The 17,708-nt window shown below is 77.5% G+C and carries 12 protein-coding genes; all 12 read left to right on the forward strand.

Going from position 1 to position 17,708, the window contains the following annotated elements; genetic code table 11:
* The first annotated feature begins 247 nt into the window (after positions 1-247).
* The 12 genes from ACH4SL_RS30795 (at position 248) to ACH4SL_RS30850 (ending at position 17,675) form a co-directional block, all read left to right on the forward strand.
* Complete coding sequence (locus tag ACH4SL_RS30795; protein ID WP_398451550.1) at positions 248-7,972, forward strand: SDR family NAD(P)-dependent oxidoreductase; 7,725 nt, start codon at positions 248-250, stop codon at positions 7,970-7,972.
* Positions 7,969-8,274: a hypothetical protein gene (locus ACH4SL_RS30800; RefSeq protein WP_398451553.1), complete on the forward strand. Its 306-nt coding sequence runs from the start codon at positions 7,969-7,971 to the stop codon at positions 8,272-8,274. Before ACH4SL_RS30795 ends, ACH4SL_RS30800 begins: the two co-directional genes overlap by 4 nt.
* A complete protein-coding gene (locus ACH4SL_RS30805) occupies positions 8,256-10,337 on the forward strand; it encodes a beta-ketoacyl synthase N-terminal-like domain-containing protein (protein WP_398451555.1) in 2,082 nt (693 codons plus the stop codon). The genes ACH4SL_RS30800 and ACH4SL_RS30805 overlap by 19 nt, the downstream gene beginning before the upstream one ends.
* Positions 10,338-10,358: 21 nt before the next feature.
* On the forward strand, positions 10,359-11,291 hold the full coding sequence (locus ACH4SL_RS30810; protein WP_398451558.1) for an AfsA-related hotdog domain-containing protein: 933 nt from the start codon (positions 10,359-10,361) through the stop codon (positions 11,289-11,291).
* Between the two features lie 156 nt (positions 11,292-11,447).
* Positions 11,448-12,446 carry an acyltransferase domain-containing protein gene (locus ACH4SL_RS30815; protein ID WP_398451562.1) on the forward strand — a complete coding sequence of 333 codons (999 nt, stop codon included), beginning with the start codon at positions 11,448-11,450 and terminating at the stop codon, positions 12,444-12,446.
* A 682-nt stretch (positions 12,447-13,128) separates the two neighbouring features.
* The gene (locus ACH4SL_RS30820; protein ID WP_398451564.1) at positions 13,129-13,485 is read left to right on the forward strand and encodes a sortase-dependent protein; all 357 of its coding nucleotides are present in this window, start codon (positions 13,129-13,131) and stop codon (positions 13,483-13,485) included.
* Positions 13,482-14,099 carry a class F sortase gene (locus tag ACH4SL_RS30825; protein ID WP_398452014.1) on the forward strand — a complete coding sequence of 206 codons (618 nt, stop codon included), beginning with the start codon at positions 13,482-13,484 and terminating at the stop codon, positions 14,097-14,099. The genes ACH4SL_RS30820 and ACH4SL_RS30825 overlap by 4 nt, the downstream gene beginning before the upstream one ends.
* Before the next feature lie 31 nt (positions 14,100-14,130).
* A complete protein-coding gene (locus ACH4SL_RS30830) occupies positions 14,131-14,637 on the forward strand; it encodes an RNA polymerase sigma factor (RefSeq protein ID WP_398451567.1) in 507 nt (168 codons plus the stop codon).
* The gene (locus tag ACH4SL_RS30835) at positions 14,621-15,076 is read left to right on the forward strand and encodes a hypothetical protein (RefSeq protein WP_398451570.1); all 456 of its coding nucleotides are present in this window, start codon (positions 14,621-14,623) and stop codon (positions 15,074-15,076) included. Before ACH4SL_RS30830 ends, ACH4SL_RS30835 begins: the two co-directional genes overlap by 17 nt.
* 152 nt (positions 15,077-15,228) lie before the next feature.
* A complete protein-coding gene (crcB, locus tag ACH4SL_RS30840) occupies positions 15,229-15,720 on the forward strand; it encodes a fluoride efflux transporter CrcB (protein ID WP_398451573.1) in 492 nt (163 codons plus the stop codon).
* Positions 15,717-16,091: a fluoride efflux transporter CrcB gene (gene crcB, locus ACH4SL_RS30845; protein ID WP_398451575.1), complete on the forward strand. Its 375-nt coding sequence runs from the start codon at positions 15,717-15,719 to the stop codon at positions 16,089-16,091. The genes crcB (ACH4SL_RS30840) and crcB (ACH4SL_RS30845) overlap by 4 nt, the downstream gene beginning before the upstream one ends.
* Before the next feature lie 144 nt (positions 16,092-16,235).
* Positions 16,236-17,675, forward strand: a complete 1,440-nt coding sequence (locus ACH4SL_RS30850; protein ID WP_398451578.1) for an FAD-dependent oxidoreductase — start codon at positions 16,236-16,238, stop codon at positions 17,673-17,675.
* The last annotated feature ends 33 nt before the right edge of the window (positions 17,676-17,708 follow it).

Below are 17,708 nucleotides of genomic sequence, written 5' to 3' on the forward strand. Positions count from 1 at the left end.
CGCGGAAGCCTCCGGCGGAGCCGCACGCGCGCTGCCGCCGGGTGCCACGGGCGTGGCTGCCGCCGACGTGTTCGGCTCCGGCGCGCCTGTCGGCCCCCACCGCCCCCTCGGCGGAGCCGAGCCCGCGTCGCCGCCGGGTGCTGCCGTCGCGCCCGCCGGCGATCTGCCTGCCGTTCGGCCGGCAGGTGCCGCAGCCGCGGAAGCCTCCGGCGGAGCCGCACGCGCGCTGCCGCCGGGTGCCACGGGCGTGGCTGCCGCCGACGTGTTCGGCTCCGGCGCGCCTGTCGGCCCCAGCAGTGCTCCCGGCGGAGCCGAGCCCGCGCTGCCGCCCAGCGCCACCGGCGCCCCCGCCGCCGCCCACCGGCCCCTCGGCGGAGCCGCGCCCGCGCTGCCGCCGGGTGCCCCCGACGCGCCCGCAGGCGATCTGCCTGCCGCCCGGCCGGCAGGTGCCGCAGCCGCGGAAGCCTCCGGCGGAGCCGCACGCGCGCGGCCGCCGGGTGCCACGGGCGTGGCTGCCGCCGACGTGTTCGGCTCCGGCGCGCCTGTCGGCCCCAGCAGTGCTCCCGGCGGAGCCGAGCCCGCGCTGCCGCCCAGCGCCACCAGCGCGCCCGCCACCGGCGCCGCCGCCCACCGGACCCTCGGCGGAGCCGAGCCCGCGCCGCCGCCGGATGCCCCCGACGCGCCCGCCCCCGACGCGTCCACCGCCAGAGCGCTCGGCGCCACCGCCGCCGCCCCCGCCAGCGGCCTGTCCGGCTCCGCCGCCCCCGTCAGCGGCCTGTCCGGCCCCGGCGCGCCCGCCGGCCCCGGCGCCACCGCCGCCCCCCGCCGCACCCCCGGCGGAGCCGTCCTCCTCACGGGTGGGACCGGCGGCCTCGGGGCTGCGCTCGCGCGGCATCTGGTCGGGCGGCACGGGGTGCGGCGGCTCGTGCTCGTCTCCCGGCGGGGGGCCGACGCGCCCGGCGCGGGGGAACTCAGCGCCGAACTCGCCGAGCTGGGCGCAGCCGTACGCATCGTGGCCTGCGACGTCACCGACGCCGCAGCGGTCCGCGCCATCGTGACGCCGGACGTGGCGATGGTCGTGCACACCGCGGGTGTGCTGGACGACGGCGTGCTGGACGCCATGACGCCCGCGCGGCTGGACGCCGTGCTGCGGCCCAAGGCGGATGCCGCCTGGTATCTGCACGAGGCCACCGCCGCGACCGGGGCGGGCCTCGTCCTCTTCTCCTCCGTGCTCGGCGTCACCGGCGGGCCGGGGCAGGCCAACTACTCGGCTGCCAACGCCTTTCTGGACGCCCTCGCCGCCCTGCGCGAGAGCCGGGGGCTGCCGACGCTCGCGATCGGGTGGGGGCCGTGGGACCGCGCCGCCGGGATGACGGAGCGGCTGCGGGACGCGGACCTCGCCCGGCTGCGGCGGCGCGGCCTCGCCGAACTCCCCGTTGAGGCGGGCCTGTCGCTCTTCGACGCCGCGCTCGCGCAGCCGCGCCCGTACGTCGCCGCGCTCGTCGCGGACCGCACCGCGCTCCAGGCGTCGGCCGACAGCGGCGAACTCCCTGCCGTCCTGCGGGACATCGCGCCCGCCCGCCCCCAACCCCCGGCCGCGGCGGCCGCCGCCCCCGCCGACCTGCTCGCCCTCACCCGCACCGAGGCCGCCCGGCTGCTTGGGCGGGACGGCGGCGCCGGGCAGGTCGACCCGGAGCGCAACTTCCGCGACCTCGGCTTCGATTCGCTGCTCTCGGTCGAGCTGCGCAACCGTCTCAAGGCCGCGACCGGCATCCCGCTGCCCGCGGGCGTGGTCTTCGACTACCCCACGCCGGCCGCGCTGGCGGAATACCTGCGCGACCGCACCGCCGGGCGGCCCGGCAAGGACACCACCGACCCGAGGCAAGGCCCCAGCGCGGCCACGGACGCCGACCCGATCGTGATCGTCGGCATGGGCTGCCGCTTCCCCGGCGGCATCGACTCGCCGGAGCAGCTGTGGGAGGCCGTCGCCGGCGGCCGTGACGTCATCGGCGCGCTGCCCGCCGACCGCGGCTGGGACACCGCGCAACTCCCCGCCTCCGAGGGCGGCTTCCTCGCCGACGCAGGCGCCTTCGACGCCGACTTCTTCGGCATCAACCCGCACGAGGCGGCCGCGATGGACCCGCAGCAGCGGCTGCTGCTGGAGGTGAGCTGGGAGGCGGTCGAGCGCGCGGGCATCGCCCCGGACACCCTCGCGGGCAGCCGCACCGGCGTCTTCGCCGGGATCATGGCGCAGGAGTACGGCGCGGGCGCGGACGACGCGGCCGCGGGCGTCGAGGGCTACCGGCTCATCGGCAGCCAGGGCAGCGTCGCCTCCGGCCGGGTCGCGTACGCGCTCGGCCTGGAGGGGCCCGCCGTCACCGTCGACACCGCGTGCTCGTCCTCGCTGGTCGCGCTGCACCTCGCGGCGCGGTCGCTCGCGTCGGGGGAGTGCGACCTCGCGCTCGCCGGGGCCGCGACCGTGATGGCCACCCCGCGGGTCTTCCTGGACTTCGCCAAGCAGGGCGGCCTCGGCGCGGACGGCCGCTGCAAGTCCTTCGGCGCGGGCGCGGACGGCACGGGCTGGAGCGAGGGCGCGGGCGTCCTGGTGCTCGAACGGGCCTCGCGGGCCCGCGAGTCGGGCCACCGGGTGCTCGCGGTGCTGCGCGGTTCGGCCGTCAACCAGGACGGCGCGTCCAACGGCCTGACCGCCCCCAACGGCCCCTCCCAGCAACGCGTCATCCGCGCCGCCCTGGCCGACGCCGGCCTCGCGGCGGCCGACGTGGACGCCGTCGAGGCGCACGGCACCGGCACGGTGCTCGGCGACCCGATCGAGGCGGAGGCGCTCCTCGCGACGTACGGTCAGGACCGCCCCGTCCAACGCCCGCTGCTCCTCGGCTCGGTGAAGTCCAACCTCGGCCACACGCAGGCCGCGGCGGGCATGGCGGGCGTCATCAAGACGGTCGCGGCCCTGACCCACGGCGTGGTGCCTCCGACCCTGCACGCCGACCCGCCGACCTCCGCCGTCGACTGGTCGACGGGCGCGGTGACCCTGGCGACGTCCCCCACCCCGTGGCCCGTGACCGACCGCCCCCGCCGGGCCGGCGTCTCGGCCTTCGGCATCTCCGGCACGAACGCCCACGTGATCCTGGAGCAGGCCCCTGCCGGGGTGGACGCGGGGCAGGGCGTGCCCGCGCCCGTGGCGCCCGCGCGAGGTGAACCGGTCCTCGCGGAGGCGGTGTTGGCCGGGCCGTCGTCGGTGCCGTCCGGGCCTGGCGGACCCGCGCCCGAAGCCCCCGCGTCGAGCGGACCCGCTCCGCTCCCGCACGGCACGGAGGCCGCCGCGAGCGTCCGCTCCGGGCCGGAAGGCGTAACCGGCGAGGCAGCCGGTGCCGCCGGGCGCGGGCCCGCCGCCGTACCGTCCGAGGCCGCCCCGGCGGCAGCCGCCGCTACCGGGCGGCCCGGCTGGCCCGTCGTCCCCTGGGTGCTGTCCGCCCGCAGCGAGCGCGCCCTGCGCGGGCAGGCCGCCCGCCTGCTCGGGTACGTACGCGAGCGCGACGGGCTCGAACCCGCGGCCGTCGCCGCCTCCCTCGTCGCGACCCGCGCGCAACTCCCGTACCGGGCCGTCCTCACCGGCGCCGACCGCGACGAACTCCTCATCAAGCTCGCCGCGTTCAGCGGGGGCGAGGCACCCGGGAGCCCCCGCGCCGGCGGCCCGCTCGTCTTCCTCTTCCCGGGGCACGGCAGCCAGTACGCCGGGATGGGCGCGAGCCTGCACGCCGCCTTCCCCGTCTTCGCCGCCGCTCTCGACGAGGTCGTCGCCGCCCTGGACGCGACCCTCGAACGCCCGCTTGCGGAGCTGCTGTTCGCCGCGAAGGGCACACCCGAGGCGGGCATCCTCCAGGACCGGACGGAATTCACGCAGCCCGCGCTCTTCGCCGTCGAGGTCGCGCTCTTCCGGCTCGTCGAATCCTTCGGGCTGCGGCCCGACTTCCTCCTCGGCCACTCCTTCGGCGAGCTGGCCGCCGCCCATGTCGCGGGCATCCTCACACTGCCGGACGCCGCACGGCTGATCACCGCGCGCGGGCGGTCGATGGCGGCGCTGCCGCCCGGCGTGATGGTGCAGATCCAGGCGGGCGCGGACGAGATCGCACCCACCCTGGAGCCCGGCGTGTCGATCGCGGCGCTCAACGCCCCGACCGCCACGGTCGTTTCGGGCACGCAGGAGGCCGTGGACCGGGTCGTCGCCGTCTGGCGGGAACGCGGCAGGCGCTCCATCAAGCTGCGCAACCGGCACGCCTTCCACTCCGCCGAACTCGACGGCAGGCTCGGCGAATACGCCGCCGTCGCCGCGGACATCACGTACCACCCGCCGACGATCCCGCTCATGTCGAACGTCACGGGCGCGCCCGCCGGGCCGGACGACCTGCGGTCCGCGGACTACTGGATGCGGCACGCGCGCGGCGCCGTACGCTTCCTGCCGTGCGTCACCGCCCTCGCGGAGGCGGGCGCGCGCACCTTCGTCGAGATCGGGCCCGGCCGGGCGCTCACCACGCTCACCGCCCAGAGCGTCCCGACCCCCGTGACCGGCATCTCCCTGCTGCGCCGCGACCTGCCCGAGGTCGCCACGCTGCTCCCCGCGCTCGCCGAACTCAGCGCGCACGGCCTGCCGGTGGACTGGCGCGCGGTGCTCGGCGAACCCCCCGCCGGGCCGCTGCCCGAGCTGCCCACCTACGCCTTCGACCGGCAGCGCTACTGGCTGCGCGCCGAACCGCCCGCCACCGCCGGGCCGGGCTTCACCGCGGCCGGCCACCCCGTGCTGACCGCCCGCATGGACCTGCCCGCGGACGGCACCGCCGTCCTGACCGGCACGATCTCCCGCACGGCGCCCGGCTGGCTCGGCGACCACGCGGTGGGCGGCGAAGTCCTCGTCCCCGCCGCGCTGTTCGCCGAACTCGCCCTGCACGCGGCCACCGCTGTGGGCGCCCCGGCCGCGCTGCGCGAACTGCTCGTCCAGGCGCCGCTGCCGCTCCCGGCGGAGGGGCGGGTGACGCTCCAGGCGGTCGCCCGCCCGTCCGGCGAGGTGGTGCTGTCCGCCCGTCCGGAGACGCCGGGCGCGCCCTGGACCGTCCACGCACGGGCCGCGCTGGGCGCTCCGGAGGCCGCGGGGGAGCACCTTGCCGCGTGGCCGCCCGCGGGCGCCGTGGCCATCGACGCGGCGGGCGCGTACGAGCGGCTCGCCGAGCAGGGCTACGGCTACGGCCCGGCCTTCCGCGGCGTGCGGGCGCTGTGGCGGGACGGCGACGACGTCCTCGCGGAGGTCGGCGCCGGGATCGCGGCAGGCACCGGCGCCACCACCCGGACCGGGACCGCGACCGGCACGGGGGCGGAGAGCGGCACTGGGGCCGCGACCCGCACCGGGTCCGGGTCCGGCACCGCGACCCGAACCGGGACCGCGACCGGCACTGGCGCCGCGTCCCGCACGGGGGCGGAGAGCGGCACCGGAACCTCGTCCCGCACGGGCGCGGAGAGCGGCACCGGAGCCCCGACCCACACCGGGTCCGGGTCCGCGACCGGCACCGCGAGCCGAACCCGAACCGCTGCCAGCATCGGCACCGACAGCGCAGCGGGCCTCGACACCGCGGGCTACGGCCTCCACCCCGCGCTGCTGGACGCCGCGCTGCACGCGTGGCTCGCCGGTACGGCGCGGGGTGGCACGGACGTCCCCTTCGCGTGGGAACGGGTGACCCTCCACCGTCCGGGGGCCGCCGCGCTCCGGGTCCGCCTGACCCCGTCCGGGCCCGACGCCCTGGCCCTCACGGCGTACGACTCCGAGGGCCGCCCCGTCCTGACGGCCGCCGCGGTCCGGCTGCGCCCTGCCTCAGCCGCCGCCCCCCTGCTGCGCGAACTCACCTGGGAGCCCCTGCCGTTGGAGCCGACCCTGCTCACCGGCCCCACCCCGGCCCCCGCCCTGGCGTCGGGCTTCGGCGCCGCGCTGATCCGTACGGTCCCCGCGGTACGCCCGGCCCCCGGCCGCGTCCGGACGGCGCCCCGACCCGCGGTGACCCCGGCCCCGGCGACGCTGTCCGGCTTCGGCGCCGCGCTGGTGGCCGCGGAGCCCGCCTCCGGTCGGGTGGACGTGTCGGAGCGCGCCGCCACGCGGCCGTCCGTTCCCGGTCCGGCGCCGGTGCGCCCGGCCGCCGCGCGGGCCGAACCCACCCCCGTACGCGTCAGGCCGTCCGCCCCGGAGCCGGCTCCCGCGCGGGCCTCCGGACTCGGCGCGGGGCCGGTCCGGCCGCCCGAGGCGGGGCCCGGCGCCGTACGTGTCCGGAGCGCCGCTCCGGAACCCGCACCCGCGCGAGTTTCCGGCTTCGGTGCCGCGCTCGTCGGCGTATCGGCGCGGGACGCGGGTGCCGCCCCGGCCCCCGAGCCCGTCACCCTCATCCCCCTCGGGCCCGATCTCGCCGTCCTGCGGGCGGTCTCCGTGCCCGGCGCGGACGCCGTCGCGTCGCTGCACGCCCTCACCCGCGGTGTGCTGGCCGCGCTCGCCGCCGCTGAGGCGCGGCGGATCGTGGTCGTCACGCGGGGGGCCGTCGCGGTGGACGGGGGCGGGGTCGCCGATCCCGCCGGGGCCGCGGTGTGGGGGTTGGTGCGGGCCGCGCAGGCGGAGCAGCCGGGACGGTTCGTGCTCGTCGATGCCGACGGGGACGGGGGCGGGAACGTGGACCCGCGGGCCGTACTCGGCCTCGGTGAGGCGGAGTTGGCAGTACGCGCGGGCACCGCCTTCGTACCCCGCCTCACCCCGCTCACCCCGCTCACGGCGGAAGCGGCGGAAGGCGCGGCGGCGCCCCCCTTCGGGCCCGACTCCCGCGTCCTCGTCACCGGCGGCACCGGCCGCCTCGGCTCGCTCTTCGCGCGGCACCTGGTCACCGCGTACGGCGTCCGGCGGCTGGTGCTGGCCGGGCGGCGCGGACTCGCGGCGCCGGGTGCGGCCGAACTCCGAACGCAGCTGCGCGACTTGGGCGCCGACGTCGAGATCGTGGCCTGCGACCTGGCCGACCCGGCGGCGGTGGCCGCGCTGGTCACGCCCGGCCTCACCGGCGTCGTGCACGCGGCCGGCGTGGTGGACGACGGCGTGCTCGGGTCGCTCACCCCGCGGCGGCTGGCCGCGGTGCTCGCGGCCAAGGCGGACGCCGCCTGGCATCTGCACGAGGCCACCCGTGAACTCCCCGGCCTCACCGCCTTCGTGCTCTTCTCCTCCGTCGCGGGAACGCTCGGCTCGCCTGGACAGGCCAACTACGCCGCCGCGAACGCCTTCCTGGACGCCCTCGCCGCGCGGCGCCGGGCCACCGGGCTGCCCGCCGTGTCGGTGGCGTGGGGGCTGTGGGCAGGCGAACACGGCGGCATGGCGGCCGGGTTGGGCGCCGCCGACCTCGCACGGCTGCGCGCCCGCGGCCTCGCCCCGATTCCCGAGGCCGCCGGGCTCGCGATGTTCGACGCCGCCCTGACCGCACCGCGCGCCCAGGTCACCGCGGTCGCCCTCACCGCGTCCGCCGCCCCCCGGGCGCAGGACGGGGACGACGAAGCGGCCCGGCTCCGCGTCGAGCTGGCCGCCCTCGACCGCGACGCCGGACGGCAGCGGCTGCTGGATCTGGTGGGCCGCAGGCTCGCCGCCGTGCTCGGCCACCCCGAAGGCCGGCCGCTGGACCTCGCCCGCAACTTCCGTGACCTGGGCGTCGATTCGCTCCGGGCGGTGGAACTCCGCAATGCCCTCGCCCCGCTGACCGGCACCCCGCTCGCCGCGACCGCGGTGTTCGACCACCCGACGCCCGCGGCCCTCTCCGACCACATCCACCGAATCCTCGTCCCCCTGGAAGGGGAGCCGGACGCGGAGCCGAACCGTAGGGAGTTGATCGAGAACATGGACGTCGAGGCCCTCATCGCGGACGCGCTGGGCGAGGACGGTGCGCGATGACCGGCCGCCGCGCACCGGAGCCGGACCCCCGGCCGCGGGACCCCCGCACCGCCGGGCGGGAGGCGGCCCGTAAACCGTCCGCCCCCAAATCGCCCGCCCGCCCCCGCGTCGACCCCGCCCTCTACCGCCGGGACTGGGCCTTCGCCCTGTGGCACATCCTGGTCTCGATGGGCGCCGCCTTCGTGCCGCAACTTCCCGTGCAGGACGAGTCGTTCGAGCCGCTGGACTGGCCGGAGGACTGGTTCGACGAGTGGTTCGACCCCTACCTGCCCTACGACTCCGGGTGGGGAGACCCGCGATGAGCTCCGCCACCGAGGCCCGGCTCGTCAAGGCCCTGCGCGCGTCGCTCACGGAGATCGAGCGGCTGCGCGGCCAGGTCCGCGGCGCCCATGACGACCAGGTCGCGATCGTCGGCATCGGCTGCCGCTTCCCCGGCGGCGCGGATTCGGCGGCCGGGCTGTGGGACGTCGTCGCGAACGGCCGCGACACGATCTCCGGCTTCCCCGACGACCGCGGCTGGGACCTCGACGCCCTCTACCACCCCGACCCCGACCGCCCCGGCACGACGTACGTCCGCCAGGGCGGATTCCTGCCCGGCGCCGCCGACTTCGACGCGGGCTTCTTCGGCATCAGCCGCGGCGAGGCCGTCGCGATGGACCCGCAGCAGCGGCTGCTGCTCGAAGTCGCGTGGGAGGCGCTGGAGGACGCCGGGATCGACCCGCACACGCTCGCGGGCAGCCCCACCGGCGTCGTCGTCGGCCACATGGCCCAGGAGTACGGCCAGGACCTGGTCGAAGTCGGCACCGAGGGCTACCGGTTGACGGGTACGGCGGGCAGCCTCGCGTCCGGCCGGGTCGCGTACGCGCTCGGCCTCGAAGGCCCGGCCCTCACCCTCGACACGGCCTGCTCGTCCTCGCTCGTCGCCGTCCACCTGGCGTGCCGGTCGCTGCGCGCGGGCGAGACCGACCTCGTCCTCGCGGGCGGCGCCACGGTCATGGCCACCCCGCGCGGCTTCGTCGACATGGCCCGCCAGCACGGCCTCGCCCCGGACGGCCGCTGCAAGTCCTTCGCGGCCGCGGCGGACGGCACGGCGTGGGCCGAGGGCGTCGGCGTCCTCGTCCTGGAACGGCTCGCGGACGCCCGCCGCCACGGCCACGACGTCCTCGCCCTCGTCCGCGGCAGCGCCGTCAACCAGGACGGCGCCTCCAACGGCCTGACGGCCCCCAACGGCCCCGCCCAGCAACGCGTCATCCGCGCTGCCCTTGCCGACGCGGCGCTCACCCCGGCGGACGTCGACGTCGTCGAGGCCCACGGCACCGGCACCGCCCTCGGCGACCCGATCGAGGCGCAGGCGCTGCTCGCGACGTACGGGCAGGGGCGGCCCGCCGACCGGCCGCTCGTGCTGGGCTCGCTCAAGTCCAACATCGGCCACACGCAGGCCGCCGCGGGCGTCGCGGGCGTCATCAAGATGGTCGCGGCGATGCGGTACGGCGTCGTGCCCGCCACCTTGCACGTGGACGCGCCGAGCCCGCACGTCGACTGGGCCGCCGGGGCCGTACGGCTCGCGACCGGCGCGCAGGGCTGGCCGGTCACCGGCCGACCGCGGCGCTCCGCGGTGTCGGCGTTCGGCATCTCCGGCACCAACGCGCACGTCGTCCTCGAACAGGCTCCGGTGGTGGACGAGTTGGCGCGCGCGGCGCCGCCCGCCGTGCCGTGGATACTCTCGGCGAAGACTCCGCGGGCGCTCGCCGCCCACGCCCGGCGGCTGCTCGCCGCGCTCGACGGCGCGGACGCCGACCCCGTGGACGTCGGCTTCACCCTCCTGCACCGCGCCCGGTTCGCCTGCCGGGCCGTCGTCCTCGGCTCCGACGCCGCCGAACTCCTGGCGGGCCTGCGCGCGTTGGCCGCCGCGCCGGAACCCGGCACCGTCGTGGGCGGCACGGGCCTGCGCCCCCAGGCCGAGCGCTTCGCCGCGGGCGGCACGGTCGACTGGGCCCCCGTCTTCGCCGGTACGGGCGCCCGCCGGACCACCCTGCCCCCGTACCCCTTCGACCGGCAGCGCCACTGGCCGGCTCACGGTGGCCGAACGCCGCTGCCGGAGGCGGTGGTTGCGGCGCCTTCCGCCCCCGCGGGCGACAGCGTCGAGACGGTACGCGCCGCGCTCGGCGACGTCCTCGGCGACGTCCTGGGCGGGCACGGCACCGTCGGCCTCGACGACGACATCACCGCGCACGGGCTCAACTCCCTCTCCGCGGTGGAGCTGCGCGGCCGCCTCCAGGCACTGACCGACGTGCGCATCAGCCTGGCGGACATCTTCGACCACCCCACCATCCGCTCGCTGGCGCGCTTCCTCGACGAGCGCTGACGCCCTGCCCCGGAGGTACCGATGTCCCACGACCCCGCCGCTTCCCTGAGCTTCGACACGTTCGTGCCGCCCGCGACCGTCAACCGCCGCTCCGCGGTTGAGGTGTTCGTCACCGACCACACCCGGATCGGTCCCGACGAGTACGCGATCGCCGTACGCGTCGAGCCCGGCCACCCGCTGTGGTCGGACCAGGTCGCGCCCTGGCACGACCCCGTCGCGATCATCGAGGCCTTCCGGCAGGCCTTCGTCGTCGTCCGGCACGGCTACCTCGACGTCCGGCGCGGCACCCCCTCCGCCGTCCAGCACCTCACCCTCGACGTACCGGAGTTGGCCGCTTTCCGGGTGGACGGCACCGCGCCGCTGCAAGGCGTCGTGACCGTACGCGTCACCCCGCGCGACGCCGCCTACGACATCGCGGGCACCTTCGCCGTGGCCGGAGCCCCCGCCATGACCCTCTCCTTCGACAGCGTCCTCTTCCCCCGCGAGTCCTACCGCGAGATCCGCGCCTACCAGCGCGCCCGCCGCTTCGCCGAGCCGCTCGCCCCCGCGGCGGAGGCCAAGCCCTTCCTGCCCGAGGCGGTCGGCCGCCGCGACCCGGCCAACGTCGTCATCGCCCCCGCCGCCCCCGGCCGCCCCGGCCGCTTCCCCCTCCTCGTCGACCGCACCCACCCCTCCTTCTTCGACCGCGACTACGACCACATCCCCGCGTCCCTCCTCATCGAGGGCATGCGGCAGGCGGCCCTGCACACCGCCACGGAAGCCGGCCTGCGCGGCGGCGAGGCCGTCCTCACCGGCGCGGAGCTGGACTTCGGCATCTTCGTCGAGATCGACGTCCCCGCGGAGTGCGTGGTGTCCGTGACGGGGGAGCGCGGTGCGATCACCGCGACGGTGGGCATCGACCAGGGCGGCGTCCGCGTGTCGAGCGGGACGCTCGCGCTGACGGAGGTGCGATGAGGTGGCCTGGCGGGTGGCTGCGGGCTCCGGTACGCGCCGGGTGCCGGTGGGCCGCTGCCGCGAATGGCGTGCTTGAACGCACCGGGGCGCGGTGGCCCGTGCGGGCTCCTCAAGCTCTCGTACCCGTACTGATCCCTGCCAAGGAGGCGGCTCACCGTGGAACCCATCGACACCCCGTGCGAGGCCGTCCTGGTCTTCCCTGGCCAGGGCGCGCAACAGCCGCGCATGGGGGCTGATTTGTACGGCGTCGAGCCCGTCTTCACCGCGGCCATGGACGAGTTCTTCGGGGCCTCCGGCGAGGACGGGCCGGCGCTGCGCGCCGACTGGCTCGCCGAGCGGCCCGGGCCCGACTTCGACGACTGCCGTCGCGCGCAGCCGCTGCTCTTCGCCGTCGGGGCGGCGCTGGGCACGGCCGTCCTCGCGCGGGGGCTGCGGCCGAGCGTGTTCGTCGGGCACAGCGTCGGCGAGCTGGCCGCCGCCGCGGTCGCCGGGGTCTTCAGCATCGCGGACGGCGGTCGCGTCATGGCCGCGCGCACCGCCGCGATGGCGGCGACGCCGCCGGGTGGCATGCTCGCCGTCGCCGCGGGCGTCGACCGTATCCGGGAGGTCCTCGGCGCGGACCTCGCCGCGGAGGGGGTCGCGGTCGCGGCGGTCAACAGCCCGTACCAGACGGTGCTTTCCGGTGCGACCGCGGAACTTCGCGTCGCGGAGAAGGCGTTGACCGCGGCGGTCGTCGCATGCGTTGCCGTGCGGGCCCGGCAGCCCTTTCACAGCCCGCTGTGCGAAGGTGCTGCGCGGCGGTTCGGGGTTCTGCTCGGGGCTGTGCGACTGGCTGCGCCGGGCATTCCGATCCGGTCGACGTCCACGGGGCGGTTCGTCACTCCCGGGGAGGCCGTGATCCCTTCCTTTTGGGCCGCCCAGATGGCCCGCCCGGTCCTCTTCTGGCCCGCGGTCGCTCCTCTGCTCGCTCCGGCGCCCCCGCGCGTCTTTCTTGAGGCGGGCCCTCGGGGCAGCTGTGCCGCTGCGCTCCGCCTCGACCCGTCCGTCCGGTCCGGCCCCCACGCGGTCCTCTCCCTCCTGCCCCCGACTCCGCGTCGTCCGGCGGGGCCGGTCTTCGAGGAAGCGGTGGAGGCGGCGCGGGCGCTTTGCGCGTGAGCGCTGCGGGGCGGTGGGTTGCGGTTTGTTGCGCGACCGTCCGCCGGTGGTGGGTTGCTCGCGCCGTTCCTCGCGCCCCCGGTGTACCCGGCGGGGCATCGCGCCCTTTCCCGGGTGGGTGGGGTCGGGTGCCGGCACGGGGCACCTCCTCGGAATGCGCGTCTGGCCTCATGCCGTAGGTGGCGGGTCTTGCGTGCGCATTCCTGCGGGGGCACCCCGCACCGTCCCCCTCCCGGCGTCTCGTGGGCGGCTGCCTGCCGGTGGGGGCGGGTGTGTGAGGGACTGCGGTTCGCCCCCGACTGTGGTGCACCCCCACAGGGGAACCGCGAGCCGATGCTCCACCCGCACTCCCTCCTCGGCCCACCCCATGGGTTCGCCCCCGACGGCGAATGCGCCCCACAGGAAGACCGCAACTTTGCCTACTTCCCGCACGGGTGGCTGGGGGTGGGAAACACCCCGCGCCGCCAGGCGCGGGCACCCCCGCGGCGGGTCAGCCGCGCGCCCCACCGCAAGTGGCACCCCCCGCCGGGGAAGGCCCCGCCCTGCCCAAGGGCGAAGGACTTTGCCAGCTCTTTACAGCAGAAGCCAGCGCCGCGCCGTCTCTCCGTTCGCTTCCGGCCAGGAAGCAGCAGGACCGGCCCCCCGCCCAGGGGTGACCGGCCGAACCGACAGGAGACACCTCATGCGTGCACGGTCCGTCCTCGCCGCCCTCGGTTGCGCCGCGGCGCTCGCCCTCGCCGGGATGGGAACGGCCTCCGCCGACAGCGGGGCGAAGCCCACCCCGACCCCGACGGCCGCCACGGCCACCGCCGCGCCCCGCGACGCGGCCCCCACCGCGCGGCCGAGCGCGGCACCGGCGCGGCCGGGGGACAGCGGCCAGGTGCACGCCGTGCCGCGGGGCGCCGCGGACACCGGCGTGCCGCCCGTCGCCGAAGGGTCGAACGCCACGCGGACGGGCGTGGAGGCGGCCGCGGGCGCGCTGGTCCTGGGCGGCGCGGCCGCGTTCGTCGTCCGGCGCCGCCAGCAGGTCCGGGGCTGACCTTGCGTACCCTCCGGCCGGCGGCCGCCCTGTGCCTCGCGGGCCTGCTGCTCGCGGGCTGCGCGTCCGGCGCGACCCCCGACGCGGCGGCCCGCCCGCCCGGGACCACCGCCCCCGCCGGAGCCACCGCCCCCGCGAAGGTCGCGGAGCTGAAGCCCTCCGTCCCCACCCGCCTCACGATCGCGTCCATCGGCGTGGACACGCCCCTCACCGGGCTCGGCCTCCAGGCCGACGGCAGTGTCGAGGTCCCGCCCGTCGCCGCGCACGCGCCCGCCGGGTGGTACCGGGAGTCGCCGACGCCCGGGCAGCTCGGGCCCGCGGTGATCCTCGGGCACGTGACGGTGGGCAAGTACGGCGACGGCGTGTTCGTGCGGCTCGCCGAGCTGAAGCCGGGGGCGCGCGTCACCGTACGGCGGGCGGACGGCACCGACGCCGCCTTCACCGTGTACGCCGTGCGCACCGTCGCCAAGGACCGCTTCCCCACCGGGGACGTCTACGGCGACACCACCCGCCCCGAACTGCGGCTGATAACGTGCGGCGGCCCGCGGACCGGGAGCGGATACCGCGACAACGTGGTTGTTTTCGCCTCGTTCGACGGTGCGGGAGCAGCGTGACCGCGCCGGCCGCCCCTGACCCTGGAGCACGTTGAGCCCGTCCAAGGACCGGGCAGCCGCCGAGCTGTTCGCCGATCTCTATCCCGGTCTCGCCGGGTGGTGCCGCCGTCTCGTCGACGACGACGGCACCGCCCACGAGATCGCGTCCGAGGCGTTCACCCGCCTGTGGGCGCACTGGTCGTCGGTGACGGAGCCGCGCGGCTTCGTCTACGTGACCGCGGCCAATCTCGTCCGCGACCACTGGCGCAGACTGGACCGCGAGCGCAAGGCCGTACGGCGGGCCGGGACGGAGGCCGCGCTGGACGGGCAGCGGCGGGCGCAGGCGGGGGCGGAGTCGGCCGTACCGGTGCGGATGCTCGTGCAGTCGCTGCCGGAGCGGCTGCGCACCGCCGTCCTGCTGTATTACTACGCCGACCTTCCGGTCCGGGAGATCGCCCTGCTGACGAAGCGCAAGGAAGGCACGATCCGGGCGGATCTGCACGCTGCCCGGGAGTATCTGCGCGCCGGACTGGGAGAACGCGTTGATCACACCCGTTGAGCCGTGGGACGAGCCCTACGACGACGAGCTGGCCGCGCTGCTGCGCGAGGGCCCGGCCGAACTCGCGCCGCCGCCCGGCGCCTTCCGCCGCATCCGGCGCCGTGCCGCGCGCCGCCGCTGGGCGCGGGCCGCGGCGGCGGGCGGGCTGACGGCGGCGGTCGTCGGGGCCGCCACCGTGCTCTGGCCCGCCCCGGGCCCGGCCGCCCCCACGCTGCCGCTCGCCCCGCCCGCGGCCACCTCCACCCCGGCGCCGGCCCCGACCCCGACGCGGCCGCCCGCGACCCGGACGCCCACGCCGCGGCCGGACCGTACGAGCACGAGCCCGACCGCGTCCCCGTACGACCGCGGCGGCGTCCGCGGCGCCGGTGACAGCCCCCGCGCGGAGGGGGTCCGGCCGCAGGCCCGGCAGGGATTTTCGGCGCGGGCGGCGGCCCGGTAAACTGAGCCCAGCGGCGGGCCGTCACGGCTGCCGCGCGGCGGTGGGGCTCGCCGTACCCGAACCGCGGCAACGTACGCCGCCAACAGTCCCTACTTGTGACGACGCGCGCCCGCACACCCCGGGCGCCGCACGAGTAGGAGACGCGCGCGACGATGACCACCCCCCGCGAACAGACCGTGCCTGTGCCGGCCGAGGAGCCGCGCAGCCCGGACTCCCCTGTCCCACCGCGCCCACGGGGGCACGGGGAGGGGCAGGCGCCGGTGGTCGCCGTCGTCGCGGTGGGCGGCGCGATCGGCGCCTCGGCCCGTTACGGGGCCGGGCTGCTGTGGCCCACGGCCAGTGGGGCGTTCCCGTGGACGACCCTGGTGATCAACGTCGTCGGCTGCGCCGTCATCGGCGTCTTCATGGTGCTGATCACCGAGACGTGGACGGTCCACCGCCTCGTACGCCCCTTCTTCGGCACCGGCATCCTCGGCGGCTTCACGACCTTCTCCACCTACGCCGTCGACGTCCAGCAGCTCGTCCAGCACGGCCACGCCCGCACCGCGCTGGCCTACCTGGCATCCACCCTGCTCGCCGCGCTGTTCGCGGTGTGGCTGGCGGCCGCGGCGACCCGCGTGCTCATGTCGAGGAGGACGCGGTGAACTGGCTGCTCGTGGTGGCGGGCGCGGTGGTGGGAGCCCCGCTGCGCTACCTGACCGACCGTGCCGTCCAGGCCCGGCACGACACCGTCTTCCCCTGGGGCACCTTCGCCGTGAACGTCGTCGGCTGCCTGATCCTCGGCGTGCTGACCGGCGCGGTGAGCTACGGCGCCGCCTCGCACTCCGTGCAGCTGCTCGTCGGTACGGGCCTGTGCGGGGCGCTCACCACGTATTCGACGTTCTCCTACGAGACGCTGCGGCTCACCGGCGACGGCGCGCGCTTCCTGGCCGCGGCCAACGTGGTGACGAGCGTGGCGGCGGGCCTCGGCGCGGCCTTCATGGGCGCCGCCCTGGCCCAGGCGATCTGGGCGTAGCCCCCCCGTCACGCCCCGGTCGGCCCCCCGCGTCCGCCGGAAGAGCGCCCCGCCGCGCCCCCGTGCGCCCTCCCGCTCACGCTCGGTGCGCGGGACGATACGGCGAGGCGCCGGAGCGCGCGCCGTACGAGAGGGGGCCCGCGGGTGGCGGCAGAGGGTACGGCGGACGGTACGGCGTCGGGCGGCGCGGCTGAGGGCGGTACGGCGGTGGAGGCGGCGCCTGCGCACAGCGCGCTCGCGGCATCCGACGGCGACCACGCCGTGGTCGTCGGGGCCGGGCTCTCCGGCCTGCTCACCGCCCACGCCCTCGCGCGCGGCTTCGCGCGGGTCACGCTCGTCGAGCGGGACGCGCTGGCCACCGGCGCGCCCGCCTTCCGGGCCGGTGTCCCGCAGTCGCGGCACGTCCACATCCTGTGGAATCGCGGGCTGACCGAGCTGGACGCGCTGCTCCCCGGTGTCGTCGCCGAACTGGAGGCGGCGGGCGGGGAGATGGTCCACGCGCCCGAGGAGACCCGGTGGCTGTCGTCCGCGGGCTGGTTCGCCGGTGTGCGCGGCGCCCGCTACCTGTCCGTCTCCCGCGAGGTGCTGGAGGCGGTGCTGCGGCGCCGCGTCCTGGCCTGCGGCGCGGTCACGGTCCTGGACCGGCACGAGGCGACCGGCCTCGTCGCCGGGCCGGACCTGCGGACGGCCGCGGGCGTGACGGTCCGCGAACGCGGCAGTGGCGGGCGGCAGTTCGCGCTGCGCGCCGGACTCGTCGTCGTCGCCACCGGGCGCGGCGCGCGCGTCGCGGAGTGGCTGGGGCAGCTCGGTTGCCCGCCGCCCCCGGCCGAGCGGATCGACGCGCACCTCGGCTACTCCTCCCGCTACTACCGGCGCCCGGCGTCCCCCGGAACGGCCTGGAAGTCCATGTACGTGCAGGGCAACCGGGAGGTGCCCCGCAGCGGCGTCATCGTGCCCATCGACGGCGACCGCTGGCTCGTCACCCTCATCGGCCAGGGCGCCCACCAGCCGCCCGTCGAGGAGCGCGCCTGGCTCGACTTCGCCGCCTCGCTGCGCTCCCCCGAGCTGGCGGAGGCCCTCACGCACGCCGAGCCGCTCTCGGACCCGGTGGCCTTCCGCGCGACGGCCAACGAGTGGACGCACTACGAGAGTTCGGCCGACCTCCCGGCCGGCCTCCTCGTCGTCGGCGACGCGCTGTGCCGCTTCAACCCCGTCTACGGCCACGGCATGTCGGTCGCCGCGCTCCAGGCCCGGGTGGTCGCCGAGTACGCGGCCGGCACGACCGGCGCCGCGCTCGCCGCCCGTACGCGCGAGGTGCAGCGGTCGCTGGCCCGCTGTGCGCGCGGGGCGTGGGCGATCGCGACGGGCGAGGACTGCCGCTACCCGGAGACGGACGGCCCGGCCCCGGGCCCGCTCGCGCGCTTCCAACAGGGCTACATGGCAAGGGTGCTGGCCGCCGCCAACACCGACCCGCTGGTCGCGTCCGCGTTCTTCGGGGTGCTGTCGCTGGACCGCCGCCCCGAGTCGCTGCTCGCCCCGCGCGTGGCCCTCCGCGCCCGCCGCCGCCCGGCGCCCGCCCCGTAGGCTTCCCCGGAGGGACTCGACGGAGGGAGCGGT

This window comes from Streptomyces sp. NPDC021020 (assembly GCF_044333285.1).
Taxonomy (GTDB): domain Bacteria; phylum Actinomycetota; class Actinomycetes; order Streptomycetales; family Streptomycetaceae; genus Actinacidiphila.

Coding starts and splice junctions, on each gene's coding strand:
- ACH4SL_RS30800 (WP_398451553.1), top strand. CDS start 7,969: ATGACCGGCCGCCGCGCACCGGAGCCGGACCCCCGGCCGCGGGACCCC.
- ACH4SL_RS30810 (WP_398451558.1), top strand. CDS start 10,359: ATGTCCCACGACCCCGCCGCTTCCCTGAGCTTCGACACGTTCGTGCCG.
- ACH4SL_RS30820 (WP_398451564.1), top strand. CDS start 13,129: ATGCGTGCACGGTCCGTCCTCGCCGCCCTCGGTTGCGCCGCGGCGCTC.
- crcB (WP_398451573.1), top strand. CDS start 15,229: ATGACCACCCCCCGCGAACAGACCGTGCCTGTGCCGGCCGAGGAGCCG.